Origin of the sequence: Actinoplanes sp. L3-i22, from assembly GCF_019704555.1 — a bacterium.
GTDB lineage: Bacteria > Actinomycetota > Actinomycetes > Mycobacteriales > Micromonosporaceae > Actinoplanes.
This window is the reverse complement of record NZ_AP024745.1, coordinates 251710-270427: the sequence shown is the minus strand read 5'-3', so window position 1 is coordinate 270427 and position 18718 is coordinate 251710. Positions and strand designations below refer to the sequence as shown.

The window sequence follows — 18718 nt, the reverse complement described above, 5'->3', positions numbered from 1 at the left end:
GCATGTGGATCACGATCGATTTGCACAGCGGGTGTGATCAATAGAACGGGGCGTGTCCGAACGTGTCCGAATTGGCTTAGTCTGCGTCCGATGCCAACTGCCTCGAATCGCCCGCGAGTACCCGCGTCCACCAGGCAAAACGCCACGCGGGCCACGATCGGGGCCCTTACCACGACCATTTCTGTTTCGATACCGGTCTTCCTGGTCGGCGGGCTCGCCGTTCAGGTACGCGAGGAACTCGGCTTCAGTCCGGCCGGGCTCGGGCTGGTGGTCTCCGCCTACTTCGGCGTGAGCGCGCTCGCCTCCGTCCCGGCCGGAGCGCTGGTCGAGCGATTCGGCGCCACCCGGATCTCGCGCACCGGCATCGGCCTCTCGGCGGCCTCGCTGATCATGGTCGCGGCCGTCGCGAGGTCACTGTGGAGCCTGATCGCGATCCTGTCGGTCAGCGCGGTCGGCAACGCGATGGGCCAGCTGGCCAGCAACACCAGCCTGTCCCGGCAGGTGCCGTTGCACCGGCAGGGCTTCACGTTCGGCGTGAAGCAGGCCGCCATCCCGGTCAGCACCCTGCTGGCCGGCGCGGCGGTCCCGGTGGTCGCGCTGACCGTCGGCTGGCGCTGGGCCTTCGTCGCGGCCGGCGCACTGGCCTGCGCGGCGATCCTGGTGGTGCCGGCCGAACCGGTGGTCCGCAAGCCACCGAGGGAGCACGGGCCGGCGACCGGCGCACTGGTCGTTATCGGACTCGCCGCCATGCTCGCCGCGGCCGCCGCCAACGCCCTCGGCACGTTCCTGGTGTCGTCGGCCGTCTCGCACGGCATCGATCCGGCGTCCGCCGGACTCACCCTCACCCTCGGCGGCGCGATCTGCGGCCTGGCCCGGATCACCGGCGGCTGGCAGGCGGATCGACGGCCGGGTCGGCAGGTGGGCACGATCGCCGCGCTGCTCGCCTGCGGCGCGCTGGGGTTGGCCCTGCTCGCGGTACGCGGTGAGAGCGCCCTGGTGGCCGGCGTCGTGCTGGGGTTCGGCTTCGGCTGGGCCTGGCCCGGTCTGCTGAACTTCGCCGTGGTGCGCCTGCATCCCCAGGCCCCGGCCGCGGCCACGTCGATCACCCAGACCGGCGTCTACACCGGCGGCTGCGTCGGCCCGCTCGGCCTCGGAGCGGTCGCCGACGCGGCCGGCTATCCCACGATGTGGACCGTCGCCTCGATCGCCATGGTATTGGCCGCGGTCCTGATGCTTCTGGGTAGCCGACTGCTCGGCCGGCACACCGCATAGGGGACCGGGTTTTTGTGGGGTAAACCGCAACCAGCCACGGACGTCGCCCTTGCGGGCCTCGTGTTCTGGGCGCCCCGCGCCCTTGCGAGGCCCGGAAGGGTCCCCGCGGGAGCGACGATCTGTACCCCGGCGGACCGAGGCAAAGAAAATCTTGAAGTTAGTTGGTCCGGTCGGCGATGTAGTCGCAGAGGCTTTCCATCGCGCGCTTCGCCTCGCCGTCCGGCAGCGGGGCCAGGCGCGCCCGCGCCTCCTCCGCATAGCCGCGCACGGTCTCGCGGGCCTGCTTCATCGCCGCCGACTCACGCAGCAGCGTCAGCGCCTCGGCGTGCAGCGCGTCGTCGGTGATCGGGCCGGCCGAGAGCAGCTCGCGCAGGCGGGCCGCGGCCGGATCCGCGTCGTCGCCGGCCAGGGCGTAGAGAACCGGCAGCGTGGGCACGCCCTCGCGCAGGTCGGTGCCGGGCGTCTTGCCGGACTGGACCGACTCGGAGGCGATGTCCAGCAGGTCGTCGGAGAGCTGGAAGACCAGGCCGATGATCTCGCCGTAGCCCGCGAGCGCCTCGACGACCTCGGGCCGGGCGCCGGAGAACAGGCCGCCGAAGCGGGCCGCGGTGGCGATCAGCGAGCCGGTCTTGTCCGCGATGACCTGCAGGTAGTGCTCGATCGGATCGCGGTCGCGCGGGCCGACGGTTTCCGCGATCTGGCCGTGGACCAGGCGGGAGAAGGTCTGCGCCTGCAGGTGCACCGCCTCGGTGCCGAGCTTGGCGGCCAGCTCCGCGGCCTGGGCGAACAGGTAGTCACCGACCAGGATGGCCACCGAGTTGCCCCAGCGCGCGTTGGCGCTCGGGGTGCCGCGGCGAACCGGCGCCTCGTCCATGACGTCGTCGTGGTAGAGCGTGGCCAGGTGGGTCAGCTCGACCACGTTGGCCGCGTCGATCAGCTCGGGGCGGGCCGGGTCGCCGAACTGCGCGGCCAGCGCCACCAGGATCGGCCGCAGCCGCTTGCCGCCGGCGTCGGCGAGATGACGGGCGGCCTCGGTCACCAGCGGGTCGGCGCTGGCGACGTGGACCCGCAGCGCTTCCTCGACGGCGGCCAGCATCGCCGACACCGACGCGTCCATCACGGGATCGACGTCGAGGCCCAGCGACGACAACGTCAGATCACCGGTGCTCACCACGCTCCCACGATGCCATACCGGCCCACCGGTTTCAGTCCCAGGGGTATGAGTCACAAGATCAAGAATTGCTTTTCGGCAGGCTCGCACGGATGGCCCGGTAGGCGTCCCACGGGATGGACGGTCGGGCCAGGTTCCGGCGGTCCAGATAGCGGCGAGTGGTGGCCTGGCACTCACGACCGATCCGGATCGGATCCAGGACGCTCGCCCGGCTCCGCTGGCCCGGCTCGACCAGCTTCGACGGGAGCAGCAGCCAGCCCTTCTCGTCCGCGGTCAGGATGCCGCGGATGTTCGCGTTGTGCAGGCCGGCCAGCTTCTCGTCGTGCCGGTGGACGAGCAGGCCGGCCGGGCCCTCGGCGATCCCGGTGCCCTCCGGCACCTCGACCCGGTAGCCGTCCGCCTCGGCCGCGACCGTGGTCCGGACCAGGGTCGGTGCGCCCGCCTCGTCGATCGCGATCAGGACCACGGTCGGGTACTGCGCCAGCACCTCGGCGCCGAGCAGACCGGTCGCGGTGACCGCATTCGACACGGTCGGCAACGGGCGGGTCACCACCTTGGTCGGCTGCACGGTGATCTTGAGTCGCATGTAATAAAAATCGGTCATCGTGTTGGTCGGCCAGTTCAGATACTTCTGGCTCGACGGCTGGCGCTCCATCAGCAGCGCCCAGAGCCGGCCCAGATCGCCGGAGGGCTCGGTGTGCACCTCCTCCGGGCAGGTCGCGACGCCGCGCACCAGGATCTGCTCGGGCGCCGCCAGCCCGCTCGCGGCCGGCTCGGAGAAGAGCAGCGCCACCCGGCTGTCCCGGCGGATGTTGTACGCCTTCTGCGGGTACCCCAGCGACGTGGTCAGCAGGAACGTCCCGTCGTCCAGACGCAGGCCCGACGTGGGCCAGGCGACCGGCGAGCCGTCCTTGGTCAGGGTCGCCAGCTCGCAGGTGCGGTAGGCGTCGATCACAGCGGGCAGAGAAGTCACGCGCGGCATCTTAAGTGGATCTCGTTGACGACCGATAAACGCCAGTGGCCCCGGCAAGCTGCCGGGGCCACTGGCGTTCCAGGTTCAGCGGACGAACTGGGACGCCTCTCGCGTCAGATCGATCAGCGGCGCCGGGAACAGGCCCAGCGCGACCGTCACGAGCACCCCGAGGCCCAGGGCCGCCGAGGTCAGGAAGCCCGGGATGGAGACCGCCGGGGTCGACTCGCTCGGCTCCGACTGCCACATCAGCACGACGACCCGCAGGTACGGGAAGGCGATCAGCATGCTGCTGACCACGCCGAAGATGACCAGCCAGGTCTGTCCGCCGTCGATGGCCGCCCCGAAGACCGCGAACTTGGCGGTGAAGCCACTGGTCAGCGGGATGCCGGCGAAGGCCAGCAGGATCAGCGTGAACACGCCGGCGAGCAGCGGGCTCTTGCGGCCGATTCCGGCCCAGCGGGACAGGTGGGTGGCCTCGCCGTCCGAGTCCCGGACCAGGCTCACGATGGCGAACGCGGCGAGCACCGAGAAGCCGTACGCGACCAGGTAGAACATCGTGCTGCTCAGGCCGTCCGGGTTGAGCGCCAGCACGCCGACCATCAGGTAGCCGGCGTTGGCGATCGACGAGTAGGCCAGCAGCCGCTTCATGTCGGTCTGGGTGACCGCCAGGATCGAGCCGAGAAGCATGGTGAGCACCGCGACCGTGCCGAGCACCGGCTGGAAGTCCCAGCGCACGCCCTCGAACGCCACGTAGAGCACGCGGAGCAGGGCCCCGAACGCGGCGACCTTGGTGCAGGCCGCCATGAACGCGGTGATCGGTGTGGGCGCGCCCTGGTAGACGTCCGGTGTCCAGACGTGGAACGGGGCGAGCGCGCTCTTGAAGAGCAGACCGATCGCGACCAGGCCCAGGCCGCCGTAGAGCAGCACCTGGCTGCGCTGCGGGTCGGCGACCGCGTCGTGGATGACGCCGAGCTGGACGCCGCCGGCGAAGCCGTACAGCAGCGCGACGCCGAACAGGAAGAACGCCGAGGCGTACGACCCGAGCAGGAAGTACTTGAGCGCGGCCTCCTGGCTGAGCAGGCGCCGGCGACGGGCCAGCGCGCACAGCAGGTACAGCGGCAGCGAGAAGACCTCCAGCGCCACGAACATGGTGAGCAGGTCGTTCGCGGCGACGAAGAGCAGCATGCCGCCGAGCGCGAAGGCGGCCAGCGGGTACACCTCGGTGAGGCCCGGCTGACCGGCCGACTGGCGGCTGTCCTTGTCCGAGCCGACCACGACGGCCGCCTGGGCGACGAACGCGCCGCCCGCCTCCACCGAGCGCTCGCCGATCAGCAGCAGCGACACCGCGCCGAGCAGCAGGATCGCGCCCTGCAGGAACACCGTCGGACCGTCGAAGGCGACCGCGCCGCCGATCGTGACGATCCGGGTGTTCCGGTTGATGATCAGCACGATCAGCGCCGCCACCACGCCCAGCAGGGTGAACACCAACTGGACGACGTTGCGCGACTTCCGCGGGACGAGCACCTCGATGAGGACCCCGACACAGGCCACCCCGAAGAGGATCAACATGGGCGCCAGCGCGCTGTAGTCGATCGGGGGCAGTTTGAGCTCTCCCATGGCTACCGGGCCGCCTTTCCGTCCGCGACCGCCGGGGTCGGGTCCTGCGTTCCGACATCCTCGAGGGTCTTCTGCACCGCTGGGTTGATCACGTCGGTGACCGGCTTCGGGTAGAAGCCGAGCACCAGCAGCAGCACGATCAGCGGGGCGACGACGAACTTCTCCCGCAGGCTGAGGTCTTTCCGCATCGCCGGGACCTCGTCCAGAACCGGGTTGAGGGTGCCCTGCGTGGTTCTCTGGATCATCCAGAGGACGTACGCCGCGGCCAGCACGATGCCGGTGGTGGCGATCACCGCGTACGCCTTGTGGGTGCTGAACGTGCCGATCAGCACCAGGAACTCACTGACGAACGGGGCTGTGCCGGGCAGCGCCAGCGACGCGAGACCGGCGAAGAACAGCACCCCGGCCAGCACCGGAACCAGCTTGCCGGCTCCGCCGAAGTCGCTGACCAGCGACGATCCCCGCCGGGCCACGAACATGCCGACCACGATGAACAGCAGGCCGGTGGCCAGCCCGTGGTTGACCATGTAGAGCACCGAGCCGGTGCCGCCCTGCGTGGTGAAGGCGAAGATGCCGATGCCGATGAAGCCGAAGTGCGCGATCGACGTGTACGACACCAGGCGCTTCAGGTCGTTCTGCCCGACCGCGAGCAGGGCCGCGTAGATGATGCCGATCACCGACAGGACCAGGGCGGCCGGGGCGAACCAGCGGGACGCCTCCGGGAACAGCGGGAGGCAGTAGCGCAGGATGCCGAACGTGCCGACCTTGTCCATCACGCCGACCAGCAACGCGGCCGCACCCGCCGGGGCGGCCCCACCGGAGTCCGGCAGCCAGGTGTGGAACGGGAAGAACGGGGCCTTGATCGCGAACGCCACGAAGAAGCCGAGGAACAGCCAGCGCGCGGTGTCCGGGTTGATCGACTGGCCGGCCTTGACCAGCGCCTCGAAGTCGAACGTGTGCCCGCCGACCACCCACAGCCCGATCACCGCGGCCAGCATGAAGAGGCCGCCGACCAGGCTGTAGAGGAAGAACTTCACCGCGGCGTACTGCTTCTGGCCGGAGCCGAACGAGCCGATGATGAAGTACATCGGGATCAGCATGATCTCGAAGAACACGTAGAACAGGAACACGTCCGCCGCGGCGAACACCCCGATCATGGTGAACTCGAACACCAGCAGCAGGGCGAAGTAGGTCGGTGCGGACCGCCGGCTCTGGTCGACGTCGTGCCAGGACGCCAGGATCACCACCGGGAACAGCACCGCGACCAGCATCAACATGACCAGCGCGATGCCGTCGGCGGCGAAGGTGAAGTTGGCGCCCCAGGCCGGAATCCAGGAGTACTTCTCGTGGAACTGGAAGCGGTCGGAGCTGTTCACCGTGAAGGCGACCCACATGAAGACGCTGAGCACCAGCACGACCAGCGACCAGATCAGCGCGACCAGCTTGGCCAGCTCGGCCTTGGCCCGCGGAATGGCCGCCACCACACCAGCCCCCACCAGGGGAAGCAGCGTGAGAATAGAGAGGAACGGGAAATCTTTCACGCCAGCCACCCCAACTGGATCGCGAGGAAGGCGCCGACCACGAGCATCGCGCCGGTGAGCATGGAGAGTGCGTACGAGCGGACGAACCCGGTCTGCAGCCGCCGCAGTCGCCCGGAACCGCCGCCGACAGCGGCCGCGAGTCCGTTGACCAGGCCGTCGACGCCCTTGTTGTCCAGGTAGACCAGGGCCCGGGTGAGGTAGATGCCGGGTCGCTCGAACACCGCCTCGTTGAACGCGTCGGTGTAGAGGTTGCGCCGTGCCGCGGTGACCACGAATCCGGCCGACTCCGGCGCGAGTGCCGTCCCGTTGCGGAACAGCGCCCAGGCCAGCCCGGCGCCACCGAGGGTCAGCGCGAGGCTGGCCACGGTGATCCAGATGCTCTCGTGGTGCTCCGGCTGCTCGCCGAAGACCGGGTTGAGCCAGTCCACCACGGTCGTGGACATCAGCCAGCCGGCCACCACCGAGCCGATCGCGAGCAGGATCAGCGGGATCGTCATGATCGCCGGCGACTCGTGCGGGTGCTTGTTCTCCTCGGTGTACCGCTCGGGCCCGTGGAACGTCAGCACGAAGAGCCGGGTCATGTAGAAGGCGGTCAGGCCGGCGCCGAGCATGGCCGCGCCGCCGAAGAGCCAGCCGGTCCAGCCTTCCCGGTCGAACGCCGCCGCGATGATCGGCTCTTTGGTGAAGAAGCCGGAGAGCGGCGGGATGCCGATGATCGCCAGCCAGCCCATCGCGAAGGTCAGCCAGGTGACCCGCATGTACTTGCTGAGACCGCCGAACCGCCGGATGTCGACCTGGTCGTGCATCCCGTGCATGACCGAGCCGGCCCCGAGGAACATGTTGGCCTTGAAGAAGCCGTGCGCCAGCAGGTGGATGATGGCCAGCGCGTACGCCGCCCCGCCGAGCCCGACGCCGAGGAACATGTAGCCGATCTGGCTGACCGTGGACCAGGCCAGGACCCGCTTGATGTCGTCCTTCGCGGTGCCGATGATGCAGCCGATCAGCAGCGTCAGCGCACCGACGCTGACCACCACCAGCTGCAGCGTCTCGTTCGCCGAGAAGATCGGGTTGGACCGGGCGATCAGGTAGACGCCGGCGGTGACCATGGTGGCCGCGTGGATGAGCGCGGACACCGGGGTCGGGCCCTCCATCGCGTCCGGCAGCCAGGCCTGCAGCGGGAACTGACCGGACTTGCCGGCCGCGCCGAGCAACAGGAGCAGGCCCATGACCAGCACCGTGGTGGCGCTCATCGAGGTGACCCCGCTGAACACCTTGTCGTACTGCGTGCTGCCGACCGTGGTGAACATCAGGAAGACGCCGACCGCCAGGCCGGCGTCGCCGACCCGGTTCATCAGGAACGCCTTCTTGCCGGCGGTGGCGGCCGACGGCCGGGTGTACCAGAACGAGATCAGGAGGTACGACGCGACGCCGACGCCCTCCCAGCCGAAGTAGAGCATCACGTAGTTGTTGCCGAGGACCAGCAGGAGCATCGCCGCGACGAACAGGTTGAAGTAGCCGAAGAACCGGCGCCGGCCCGGGTCGTGCTCCATGTAGCCGACCGCGTACAGGTGGATCAGGGATCCGACGCCGGTGATCAGCAGGACGAAGACGCCCGACAGCGGGTCGAAGAGCAGGCCGAAGTCGACCTTCAGGCTTCCGACGTCGATGAAGTCGAAGAGACTGAGCTGCGCCGATCGCTGCTCGGCGGCGAGTCCGCCGAGCTTGATGAAGAAGACCAGGCCCAGGACGAACGACGCGGCGACCGCGAGGACGCCGAGCCAGTGACCCCATTTGTCGGCCCGTTTGCCGAGCAGCAGCAGGATCGCCGCGCTGGCCAGCGGGATGGCGACGAGCAGCCAGATGCCGCTCAGCACTCCCGTAGCGGGGGCGTAGGTGTGTTCCACAACAGGCCCCTTCAGTACTTCAGGAGGTTCGCGTCGTCGACACTCGCGGAGCGTCGCGTACGGAAGATCGACATGATGATGGCGAGGCCGACCACGACCTCGGCCGCGGCGACGACCATCACGAAGAACGAGATGATCTGCCCGTCCAGGCCGCCGTTGATCCGGCTGAAGGTGACCAGCGCCAGGTTCGCCGCGTTCAGCATCAGCTCGATGCACATGAACAGGACGATCGCGTTGCGCCGGACCAGCACGCCGGCCGCCCCGATGGTGAACAGGATCGACGCCAAGATGAGGTAGTAGTCGGGGGTCACTTCTCGGTTCCCTTCAGGGCAACCTCGGAAGCCGTCAGCTCCCGGACCGGCAGGATCGGCGAGATGCTGTTCTCGGTCCCGTTGCCGTCCGGCAGCCGGGCCGGCGCGGCCACCGACATGGTGTTCGCGTAGACGCCGGGGCCGGGCTTCGGACCGGGGTAGTTGCCCGGGCGGAACCGCTCCTTCATCCGGGTCACCTGGTCGGCCTTGTCGCCGGGGGCCCGCTCGACGTGGGCCAGGATCATCGCCCCGACCGCCGCCGTGATCAGCAGGGCCGAGGTGACCTCGAAGGCGAACACGTACTTGGTGAACAGCAGCGCGGCCAGGCCCTGCACGTTCCCGTGCGCGTTGGCCTCGGCCAGACCCGCCGTCGGGGTGCCCTCGAGCCCGCGGGCCACGCCCGTGCCGACCAGGGCGGCGAAGCCCAGGCCGAGCAGGATCGCCGCGACCCGCTGCCCGCGCAGCGTCTCGATCAGCGAGTCCGACGCGTCCCGGCCGACCAGCATCAGCACGAACAGGAACAGCATCATGATCGCGCCGGTGTAGACGATGATCTGCACGAAGCCGAGGAACGGCGCCTCGTTGATCACGTACATGATCCCGAGGTTCAGCATCGTGACGACCAGGCACAGCGCGGAGTGCACCGCGTTGCGGGCCAGCACCATGCCGAGCGCCCCGAGCACCGCGAGCGGGCCGAGGATCCAGAAGGCGATCTGTTCCCCGGTGGACACGTGGGTCATTCCGTGGCCTCCTGCACAAGCGGCGACTTCTCCGCACCCGCCGACGTGCCCGGGTTGGTCAGCGCGCCGACGTAGTAGTCCTTGTCGGTCTCGCCCAGGCGCATCGGGTGCGGCGGCTGCTCCATCCCGGCCAGCAGCGGGGCCAGGAGCTGTTCCTTCGTGAAGATCAGGTCCTGGCGGTTGTCCCGGGCCAGCTCGTACTCGTTGCTCATGGTCAGCGAGCGGGTCGGGCACGCCTCGATGCAGAGTCCACAGAAGATGCACCGGGTGTAGTTGATCTGGTAGATCTTCGCGTACCGCTCGCCCGGCGAGAACCGCTGCTCATCGGTGTTGTCGCCACCCTCGACGTAGATCGCGTCGGCCGGGCAGGCCCAGGCGCACAGCTCGCAGCCGATGCACTTCTCCAGCCCGTCCGGGTGCCGGTTGAGAATGTGCCGCCCGTGGTAGCGCGGCGCCGGCGTGGGCGGGGAGAACGGGTAGTCGGTGGTGATCACCTTGCGGAACATGTGCGCGAAGGTCACGCCGAAGCCCTTGAAGGAGCCGGTAAACGTGTTCACGTCACACCTCCTTCGACTCGGGGTCGCCGCCCACGGCGGCCGGGGCACGCTCGGCGACCGCACGACGGGCGCGCGGACTCGGGGGGACCTGCAGGTCCATCGGTGGGACCGGGAAGCTGCCCGGTGGGCGGCGGGCCAGTTGTTCCTCGATGGAGCGTTCCTGCGGCACCGCCTTCGACGGCCATCGCCAGGCGACCACCACCACGATCCCGAAGAACACGGCCAGCGAGACCCACTTGGCCGGACCGTTGAGCTGACCACCATGAATGATCTTGAGGAAGGACAGCGTGAGGATCCAGACCAGGTTGATCGGGATCAGGGCCTTCCAGCCGAACCGCATGAACTGGTCGTAGCGCATCCGGGGCAGCGTGGCCCGCAGCCAGATGAAGCCGAAGAGCAGGATGAACACCTTGGCGAAGAACCAGAGCAGCGGCCAGTAGCCGGAGTTGGCGCCTTCCCAGACCGTGGTGATCGGCGCCGGGGCCCGCCAGCCGCCCAGGAACAGCGTCGTGCAGAACGCCGAGACGGTGATCATGTTGATGTACTCGGCGAGGAAGAACAGCGCGAACTTGAACGACGAGTACTCCGTGTGGAAGCCGCCGACCAGCTCGGACTCCGCCTCGGGCAGGTCGAACGGGGCCCGGTTGGTCTCACCGACCGCCGAGATCACGTAGATCAGGAAGCTCGGCGCCAGCTGGAAGAAGAACCAGCCGGGCAGGGTGATGTCGATCGGGCCGAGGCTGACCGGGTCGCCGGCCCGCTGCGCGGTGACGATCTCCGAGGTACTCATCGAGCCCGCGGTCATGAAGACCGCGACGATCGAGAGGCCCATCGCGACCTCGTACGAAATCATCTGTGCACTTGATCGCAAAGCCCCGAGCAGCGGGTACGTCGACCCGGACGCCCAACCGGCCAGCACCACGCCGTAGACGCTCATCGAGGAGCAGGCCAGCAGCACCAGCACCGAGACCGGCACGTCGGTGAGCTGAAGTGCGGTCCGGTGACCGAACATGGTCACCACGCCGCCGAACGGGATCACCGCGAACGCCGTGAACGCCGTCGTCGCCGAGATCACCGGGGCGATGAAGTAGACCACCTTGTCGGCGGTCCGCGGGATGATCTCCTCCTTGAACGGCAGCTTGAGGCCGTCGCTCAGCGAGGTCAGGTAGCCGCGGAAGCCGACCTGGTTGGGGCCCGGGCGGACCGCCATCCGGGCGACGACCTTGCGCTCGTAGTTGATCGTGAACAGCGTCAGGATCAGGAGCATGACGAACAAGCCGACCAGCTTGATCAGCACGATCCACCAGACGTCGTTCTCGAACGTCTGCAGGGTCGGGTCCTCCGCGTGCGCCGCGAGCAGGACGTTCATTGGTCAACTCCCTCGGCGAGAAGCGGGCCGGGCAGCCCGGCCGACAGCCGGACCACCGAGCCGGCGGTGACGCCGAGGCTGCGGCGCACCGTCGAGCCCGGCGAGTTGGTCGGCAGCCAGACGACCTGCCGGGGCAGGTCGGCGATCGCGGCCGGCAGGGTCACCGAGCCGCGGTCGGTACGAACCGTGAGCAGGTCACCGTCGGCGACCCGCAACTGCTCGGCCAGGTCCTTGCCGAGCCGGACGACCGGCGGGCGGGCGGTCCCGGCCAGCACGGCGTCCCCGTCCAGCAGCGACCCCAGGTCGATCAGCTGGTGCCAGGTGGCCAGCACCGCGGCCCGCTCGCCCGGTTCGGCGATCGGCTCGGCGGCGACCGTCGGCGGCCCGGAGCGCTCCGTGACGGCCGGCAGGACGGCCAGCTCGCGGCGGACCGCCTGCACGTCACCGGTGTTCAGGGTGACCTCCAGCAGCGCGGCGATCGCCTCCAGCACCCGGCCGTCGGTCAGCGCCGTGCTCCCCCGCAGGACCGTCTCGAAGGACCGCAGCCGGCCCTCCCAGTCCAGGTAGGTGCCGGACTTCTCGACCGCCGGCGCGATCGGCAGCACCACGTCGGCCCGCTCGGTCACCGCGCTCGCCCGCAGCTCCAGGCTGACCAGGAAGGGCACCGCGTCCAGCGCCTGCTCGGCGAGCACCGGGTCGGTCAGGTCGCCCGGGTCGACCGCACCGACCAGCAGACCGCCCAGGGTCCCGCCGGCCGCCGCCGCGATGATCGCGTCGACGTCCCGGCCGGGCCGGCTGGGCAGCACGCCGGAGTCGACGGCCCAGGAGATGGAGAGCTCGGCGCGCGCCGACGGGTCGCTGACCGGGCGACCGCCCGGCAGCAGGTTCGGCAGGCAACCGGCCTCGAGCGCACCCCGGTCCCCGGCCCGGCGCGGCACCCAGGCGAGGCGGGCCCCGGTCCGGGCGGCCAGCGCCGCGGCCGCGGAGAGTCCGCCCGGCACGGTAGCCAGACGCTCGCCGACCAGCAGCAGGCTGCCCGGCGCGGTCAGCGCCGCGGCGACCGTCGGGTCGGTGTTCAGCAGCCGGGCCTCGTCGCCCGGGACGGCCGCGACGAGCGTGGCGCCGAGCTTCTCGAAGCCCCGGGTCATGACCGGTGCGACCGCGGTGACCTGCAGCTTCTTGTTGTTGTGCGCTTTCCGCAGGCGCAGGAAGAGGATCGGGCACTCCTCCTCCGGCTCCAGCCCCACGATCAGGGTGGACGGGGCGCTCTCGACATCGGCGTACGTCACCTCGGAAACCCCGGCCACCGCGGCGGCGAGGAAATCCGCCTCCTCGGTGACCTCGGCCGGCGAGCCGGAGGCTCGCACCGGCCGCGCCCGGAAGTCGATGTCGTTGGTGTTCAAAACCAGACGGGCAAATTTCGCGTACGCGTACGCGTCCTCCACCGTCAACCGGCCGCCCGGAAGGACCCCGACACCGCGCTCGCGGGCGGCCCGAAGACCCTCCGCCGCGGTGACCAGCGCCTCGCTCCAGGACGCCTCGCGCAGCTGCCCGGTACGCGAGTCGCGGATCAGCGGTGTGGTGATCCGATCGGTGGCGGTGGAGTAGCGGAAGCCCCACCGGCCCTTGTCACAGTTCCACTCCTCGTTGACCGCCGGGTCGTCACCGGCGAGCCGGCGCAGCACCTTCCCGCGCCGGTGGTCGGCCCGCTGGGAGCAGCCGGCGGCGCAGTGCTCGCAGGCCGTCGGCGAGGAGACCAGGTCGAACGGGCGGGCACGGAACCGGTACTGCTCGCCGGTGAGCGCGCCGACCGGGCAGATCTGGATGGTGTTGCCGGAGAAGTACGAGTTGAACGCGACGTCCCCCTCGCCCTCGCCGACCTGGCCGTCGCCGGTGCCCGTGCCACCGAAGAAGTCGTCGCGGTACACGTTGATCTGCTCGCCGGAGGAGCGGTCCATCAGGTCGATGAACTTGTCGCCGGCGATCTCCTCGGAGAACCGGGTGCAGCGCTGGCAGAGTACGCAGCGCTCCCGGTCCAGCAGCACCTGGCTGGAGATGTGGATCGGCTTCTCGTACTCCCGCTTGGGCTCGTGGAACCGGGAGTCCGCGCGGCCGGAGCTCATCGCCTGGTTCTGCAGCGGGCACTCGCCGCCCTTGTCGCAGGTCGGGCAGTCCAGCGGGTGGTTGATCAGCAGCAGCTCCATCACGCCGGCCTGGGCCTTGGCCGCGACCGGCGAGCTGAGCTGGGTCTTCACGACCATGCCCTCGGCCACCGTCTGGGTGCACGAGGCGATCGGCTTGCGCTGCCCCTCCACCTCGACCAGGCACTGCCGGCAGGCGCCGGCCGGAGCCAGCAGCGGGTGGTCGCAGAACCGCGGGATCGCGATCCCCATCCGCTCGGCGACCCGGATGACCAGCTCGCCCTTCTCGGCCTGGACCTCGACGCCGTCGATGGTGAGCGTGACGAGGTCGGTCCTCTTCGCTACGTCGGTCATCAGTGCGCTCCTACGAGGGACTTCTCGGAGAGCCGCGGCGCCGTGCGGCCCTCGATGTAGCCGAGGTAGTCGTCCCGGAACCACTTCAGCGTCGAGATGACCGGCGTCGCCGCGCCGTCGCCGAGACCGCAGAAGGACCGGCCGAAGATGTTGTCCGCGGTGTCCTGCAGGGTGTCCAGGTCGGCGACGGTGCCGTGCCCGGCGAGGATCCGCCGGTACGTGCGCACCATCCAGTAGTTGCCCTCCCGGCACGGGGTGCACTTGCCGCACGACTCGTGGTGGTAGAACTCCAGCCACCGCCACGTGTTGTAGACCGGGCAGTCCTGGTCGGAGAAGATCTGCATCGCCGTGGTGCCGAGGATCGAGCCGGCCGCCGCCACACCCTCGAAGTCCATCGCGGTGTCGATGTGCTCGGCGGTCAGCAACGGCGTCGACGAGCCACCGGGCGTCCAGAACTTGAGGTTGTGACCCGGCTGCATGCCGCCCGCCAGCTCGATCAGCTCGCGGAGGGTGATGCCGAGGCCGCACTCGTACTGACCGGGATTGACCACCCGGCCGGAGAGCGAGTAGATCATCGGGCCGGCCGACTTCTCGGTGCCCATGCTCTTCCACCAGCCGGCGCCGCCCAGCACGATGTACGGCACGCTGGCGATCGTCCCGACGTTGTTGACCACCGTCGGGCTCGCGTACAGGCCGGCGATGGCCGGGAAGGGCGGGCGCAGCCGGGGCTGGCCGCGGAACCCCTCCAGCGAGTCGAGCAGCGCGGTCTCCTCGCCGCAGATGTACGCGCCGGCGCCGCTGTGCACCACCAGTTCCAGGTCGAACCCGGAGCCGAGGATGTTCTCGCCGAGGTAGCCGGCGGCGTACGCCTCCTGCACCGCGTTGCGCAGCCGGCGGGCGGCGTGCACGGCCTCGCCGCGGATGTAGATGAACGCCCGGTTCGCGCGGATCGCGTACGACGCGATGATCGCGCCCTCGATCAGCGAGTGCGGGTCGTAGGTCATCAGCGGCAGGTCCTTGCAGGTGCCCGGCTCGCCCTCGTCCGCGTTGATCACGAGGTAGTGCGGCTTGCCGTCGCCCTGCGGGATGAAGCCCCACTTCAGGCCGGTCGGGAACCCGGCGCCGCCACGACCGCGGAGCCCGGAGTCCTTGATCAGCTGGATCATGTCGTCGGGGTGCACGTCGAGCGCCTTGCGGAGCGCCTGATAGCCGTCCAGCCGCTCGTAGACGCCGATCTGCCAGGCGTCCGGGGAGAGCCAGCGCTTGGTGAGCACCGGAGTGAGCTTCTGGAGCACCTCCGGCCGGGGTTGAGTCATTTCTTGTCCTCCGCACGCGCCGGCTTGGTCTTGGTGATCGGGGTCTCCGGGTCGAACCCGGCCACCGCGATCCCGTGCTCCTGCGCGAGGCGGACGCCGCGCAGCGTGGGCGCGCCGGCCACCCCGTCGCCGACCGCGCCGTCCCGGGGGTCGGCGAAGCCGGCGAGCTGGAACTGCTGCTCACGCAGGCTGCAGACGCGGGCGCCGCGGCTCGGCGTGGGCCGCTCGCCGTTGCGCAGCTGGTCGACCATCTCGATCGCGGTCTCCGGGGTCGCCTGGTCGACGGTGAAGTCGTAGTTGACCGTCACCACCGGCGCGTAGTCGCACGCGGCCAGGCACTCCGCGTGCTCCAGCGTGATCCGGCCGTCGGCGGTGGTCTCGTCGTGGCCGACGCCGAGGTGCTCGGTCAGCCGGTCGTAGACCTCCTGCCCGCCCAGCACGTTGCAGAGGGTGTTGGTGCAGACGCTGACCAGGTACTCACCGGTCGGCCGGCGCTTGTACATGGTGTAGAAGGTGGCGACCGCGCCGACCTGGGCCTTGTTGATGCCCAGGATCTCGGCGCAGAACGACACCCCGGCCGGGCTGACGAAGCCCTCCTCGGTCTGCACCAGGTGCAGCAGCGGGAGCAGCGCCGAGCGTTCCCGGCCCACCGGATAGCGGGCCAGCACCTCCCGCGCGGACTCCAGCAGCTTCTCCGCAAGCGGAGCCGCGGCCGGAGAGAACTCGATAGCGGTTTCGGACATCAGCGATCACACCCACCCATCACCGGATCCAGTGAGGCGCCGCCGGCGATCACGTCGGCGAGCAATGCGCCCTCGGCCATCGCCGGGATGGCCTGAAGGTTGACGAAGCTCGGCTCGCGGTAGTGCACCCGATAGGGGTGGGTACCACCGTCGGAGACCGCGTGAACGCCGAGTTCGCCACGCGGGTGCTCGACCGCCACGTAGACTTGACCAGGCGGAACCCGGAAGCCTTCGGTCACGAGCTTGAAGTGGTGGATCAGCGATTCCATCGACTGACCCATGATCTTGGCGACGTGTTCCAACGAGTTGCCGAGACCGTCGACACCCAGCGCGAGCTGGGCGGGCCACGCGATCTTCTTGTCCGCGACCCAGATCGGGCCGGGCCGGAGCCGGTCGAGCGCCTGCTCGACGATCTTGAGAGATTCCTTGATCTCCGCCAGCCGGACGAGATAGCGGCCCCACACGTCGGCTGTGGTCGCGGTCGGCACGTCGAACTCGTACGTCTCGTAACCGCAGTAGGGCATGGTCTTGCGCAGGTCCCAGGGCAGGCCGGCGGAGCGCAGCACCGGGCCGGTGATGCCCAGCGACAGGCAGCCGGTCACGTCCAGGACGGCGACACCCTGCGTGCGCTTCTGCCAGATCACCTGGCCGGAGAGCATCGCCTCGTACTCCTTGAGCTTCTTCGGCAGGTACACCAGGAAGTCACGGATCTTCTTGACCGCCGTTTCCGGCAGGTCCTGGGCGAGGCCGCCGGGGCGGATGTAGCCGTTGTTCATCCGCAGGCCGGAGGTCTCCTCGAAGATGTCGAGGATGTACTCCCGCTCGCGGAAGCCGTACAGCATCATCGAGATCGCGCCGAGCTCCATGCCGGTGGTGGCCAGCCAGACCAGGTGCGAGGCGATCCGCTGCAGCTCCATGAACATGACCCGGATGGTCGTGGTCCGCTCGGTGATCTGATCGGTGATGCCGAGCAGCTTCTCCACCGCCAGGCAGTACGCCGTCTCGTTCGACATGTTGGACAGGTAGTCCATCCGCGTGACGAACGTGACGCCCTGGGTCCAGGTGCGGTACTCCAGGTTCTTCTCGATGCCGGTGTGCAGGTAGCCGACCACCGGGCGGGCCTCGGTCACCGTCTCGCCCTCGAGCTCCAGCACCAGCCGGAGCACGCCGTGCGTGGACGGGTGCTGGGGACCCATGTTGACGACGATCTTCTCGTTGCTGAGCGGGTCGATGCTGGACGTGACGCTGTCCCAGTCGCCGCCGGTGACCGTGAAGACACGGCCCTCGGTGGTCTCGCGCTCGCTCGCGTATTCAGACGTGGTCACTGGTAGACCCTCCGCTGGTCGGGCGGCGGGATCTCGGCGCCCTTGTATTCCACGGGCACCCCGCCGAGCGGGTAGTCCTTGCGCTGGGGGTGGCCCTCCCAGTCGTCCGGCATCAGGATCCGGGTGAGGTTGGGGTGGCCGGGGAAGACGACGCCGAACATGTCGTAGATCTCCCGCTCCTGCCAGTCGGCGGTCGGGTAGATGCCGGTGACGCTCGGAACCGGCACACCGTCCGCGACGGCCACCTCGAGACGGACCCTCCGGCGGTACGTCATCGAAGTCAATTGATAAGCGATGTGGAATCGCCGCTCGTCGCTGCCCAGGTAGTCGACCGCGTCGACGGACGAGCACAGCTCGAATCGAAGGGACTCGTCGTCCCGCATTACCTGACAGACATCCGTGACTTTCTCGGCCCTGATGTGAAGTGTGAGTTCCGCCCTATCCACCACCACTTTCTCGATGGCATCGGAGAGGGCCGGATATGCTTCCTCAAGCGCGTCATAGACGTCGTCGAAATACCCGCCGTACGGCCGTGGGCTGTCAAAAACAGCAGGTCGGGGGCGGGCCAGGCGGCCGAAGCCGGAGACATCTCCGGTGCCTTTGACGCCGAACATGCCCTTATCCGGGCTGGGCGGTGTCTGCGCGGGTGCACCCAGTTCCGCATTCGTCGATGCGGTAACCGGGGCGTCACCCTCGGTTCCGGGTTGAATGCTCATTTGCCACCCTCCCGCAAATGGGGCTGGAGCTTCATCCAGTTCTCGATCCGCAATTGCTCTTCGCGGCCTTCCTTGACGGCTTGCGTCCATTCCGCGCGGCGGGTCTTGTCCACGCGGTACGACGACGGCATGGCACCGGGCGCGACGAGCGGCAGCTTGCCCTCGGCGCGACGCTGCTCCAGCATCTTGCGCCCGTTCGGGCCGAGCGGCTGGGCCATGACCTTCTCGCGCATCTTGAGGATCGCGTCGATCAGCATCTCCGGCCTGGGCGGACACCCGGGTAGGTAGATGTCGACCGGGACGATGTGATCCACACCTTGCACGATGGCGTAGTTGTTGAACATGCCACCGGACGAGGCGCAGACGCCCATCGAGATCACCGATCGGGGCTCGGGCATCTGGTCGTAGATCGTCCGGACCACCGGGGCCATCTTCTGACTGACCCGGCCCGCGACGATCATCAGGTCCGCCTGGCGGGGCGAGGCGCGGAACACCTCCATGCCCCAGCGACCCAGGTCGTAGTGCGGGCCGCCGGCCGCCATCATCTCGATGGCACAGCAGGCGAGGCCGAAGGTCGCACCCCAGAACGACGACTTACGGGCCCAGTTCGACAGCTTCTCGACCGAGGTCAGAAGGATGCCGCTGGGCAGCTTCTCTTCGATTCCCAT

Annotated in this window: 15 protein-coding genes and 1 pseudogene; 1 reads left to right on the top strand and 15 read right to left on the bottom strand. The window is 69.1% G+C overall.

What is annotated here, in order from left to right:
• Positions 1 to 90: 90 nt before the first annotated feature.
• Positions 91 to 1272: an MFS transporter gene (locus L3i22_RS01240; protein WP_221325167.1), complete on the top strand. Its 1182-nt coding sequence runs from the start codon at positions 91 to 93 to the stop codon at positions 1270 to 1272.
• 157 nt (positions 1273 to 1429) lie between these two features.
• Here the strand turns inward: L3i22_RS01240 and L3i22_RS01235 are convergent, their stop codons facing one another.
• From L3i22_RS01235 to L3i22_RS01165, 15 genes and pseudogenes are all read right to left on the bottom strand, one after another.
• Entirely contained in the window at positions 1430 to 2389 is a 960-nt protein-coding gene (locus L3i22_RS01235) for a polyprenyl synthetase family protein (protein WP_221329735.1), read from the bottom strand.
• A gap of 115 nt (positions 2390 to 2504) precedes the next feature.
• On the bottom strand, positions 2505 to 3416 hold the full coding sequence (locus L3i22_RS01230) for a pyridoxamine 5'-phosphate oxidase family protein (protein ID WP_221325166.1): 912 nt from the start codon (positions 3414 to 3416) through the stop codon (positions 2505 to 2507).
• A gap of 84 nt (positions 3417 to 3500) precedes the next feature.
• Complete coding sequence (nuoN, locus tag L3i22_RS01225; RefSeq protein WP_221325165.1) at positions 3501 to 5033, bottom strand: NADH-quinone oxidoreductase subunit NuoN; 1533 nt, start codon at positions 5031 to 5033, stop codon at positions 3501 to 3503.
• 2 nt (positions 5034 to 5035) lie between these two features.
• The gene (locus L3i22_RS01220) at positions 5036 to 6574 is read right to left on the bottom strand and encodes an NADH-quinone oxidoreductase subunit M (protein ID WP_221325164.1); all 1539 of its coding nucleotides are present in this window, start codon (positions 6572 to 6574) and stop codon (positions 5036 to 5038) included.
• On the bottom strand, positions 6571 to 8478 hold the full coding sequence (nuoL, locus tag L3i22_RS01215; RefSeq protein ID WP_221325163.1) for an NADH-quinone oxidoreductase subunit L: 1908 nt from the start codon (positions 8476 to 8478) through the stop codon (positions 6571 to 6573). Before nuoL ends, L3i22_RS01220 begins: the two co-directional genes overlap by 4 nt.
• An 11-nt stretch (positions 8479 to 8489) precedes the next feature.
• On the bottom strand, positions 8490 to 8789 hold the full coding sequence (nuoK, locus tag L3i22_RS01210) for an NADH-quinone oxidoreductase subunit NuoK (protein WP_089295959.1): 300 nt from the start codon (positions 8787 to 8789) through the stop codon (positions 8490 to 8492).
• Positions 8786 to 9529 (bottom strand): NADH-quinone oxidoreductase subunit J, encoded by a 744-nt coding sequence (locus L3i22_RS01205; protein ID WP_221325162.1) that lies wholly within the window; start codon positions 9527 to 9529, stop codon positions 8786 to 8788. The genes nuoK and L3i22_RS01205 overlap by 4 nt, the downstream gene beginning before the upstream one ends.
• Positions 9526 to 10086, bottom strand: a complete 561-nt coding sequence (gene nuoI / locus L3i22_RS01200; RefSeq protein WP_221325161.1) for an NADH-quinone oxidoreductase subunit NuoI — start codon at positions 10084 to 10086, stop codon at positions 9526 to 9528. The genes L3i22_RS01205 and nuoI overlap by 4 nt, the downstream gene beginning before the upstream one ends.
• Before the next feature lies 1 nt (position 10087).
• The gene (nuoH, locus tag L3i22_RS01195; protein WP_221325160.1) at positions 10088 to 11455 is read right to left on the bottom strand and encodes an NADH-quinone oxidoreductase subunit NuoH; all 1368 of its coding nucleotides are present in this window, start codon (positions 11453 to 11455) and stop codon (positions 10088 to 10090) included.
• Complete coding sequence (locus tag L3i22_RS01190) at positions 11452 to 13950, bottom strand: NADH-quinone oxidoreductase subunit G (protein WP_221325159.1); 2499 nt, start codon at positions 13948 to 13950, stop codon at positions 11452 to 11454. The genes nuoH and L3i22_RS01190 overlap by 4 nt, the downstream gene beginning before the upstream one ends.
• Positions 13950 to 15266, bottom strand: coding sequence for an NADH-quinone oxidoreductase subunit NuoF (gene nuoF / locus L3i22_RS01185; RefSeq protein ID WP_221325158.1), 1317 nt, complete (start codon positions 15264 to 15266; stop codon positions 13950 to 13952). The genes L3i22_RS01190 and nuoF overlap by 1 nt, the downstream gene beginning before the upstream one ends.
• 35 nt (positions 15267 to 15301) lie before the next feature.
• Positions 15302 to 16009, bottom strand: a pseudogene (gene nuoE, locus L3i22_RS01180) (NADH-quinone oxidoreductase subunit NuoE); the annotation flags it as partial.
• The gene (locus L3i22_RS01175; protein ID WP_221325156.1) at positions 16009 to 17334 is read right to left on the bottom strand and encodes an NADH-quinone oxidoreductase subunit D; all 1326 of its coding nucleotides are present in this window, start codon (positions 17332 to 17334) and stop codon (positions 16009 to 16011) included. The gene L3i22_RS01175 and the pseudogene nuoE, both read right to left, overlap by 1 nt.
• Positions 17331 to 18050, bottom strand: a complete 720-nt coding sequence (locus L3i22_RS01170) for an NADH-quinone oxidoreductase subunit C (RefSeq protein ID WP_221325155.1) — start codon at positions 18048 to 18050, stop codon at positions 17331 to 17333. The genes L3i22_RS01175 and L3i22_RS01170 overlap by 4 nt, the downstream gene beginning before the upstream one ends.
• Positions 18047 to 18718 (bottom strand): NADH-quinone oxidoreductase subunit B family protein, encoded by a 672-nt coding sequence (locus L3i22_RS01165; RefSeq protein WP_221325154.1) that lies wholly within the window; start codon positions 18716 to 18718, stop codon positions 18047 to 18049. The genes L3i22_RS01170 and L3i22_RS01165 overlap by 4 nt, the downstream gene beginning before the upstream one ends.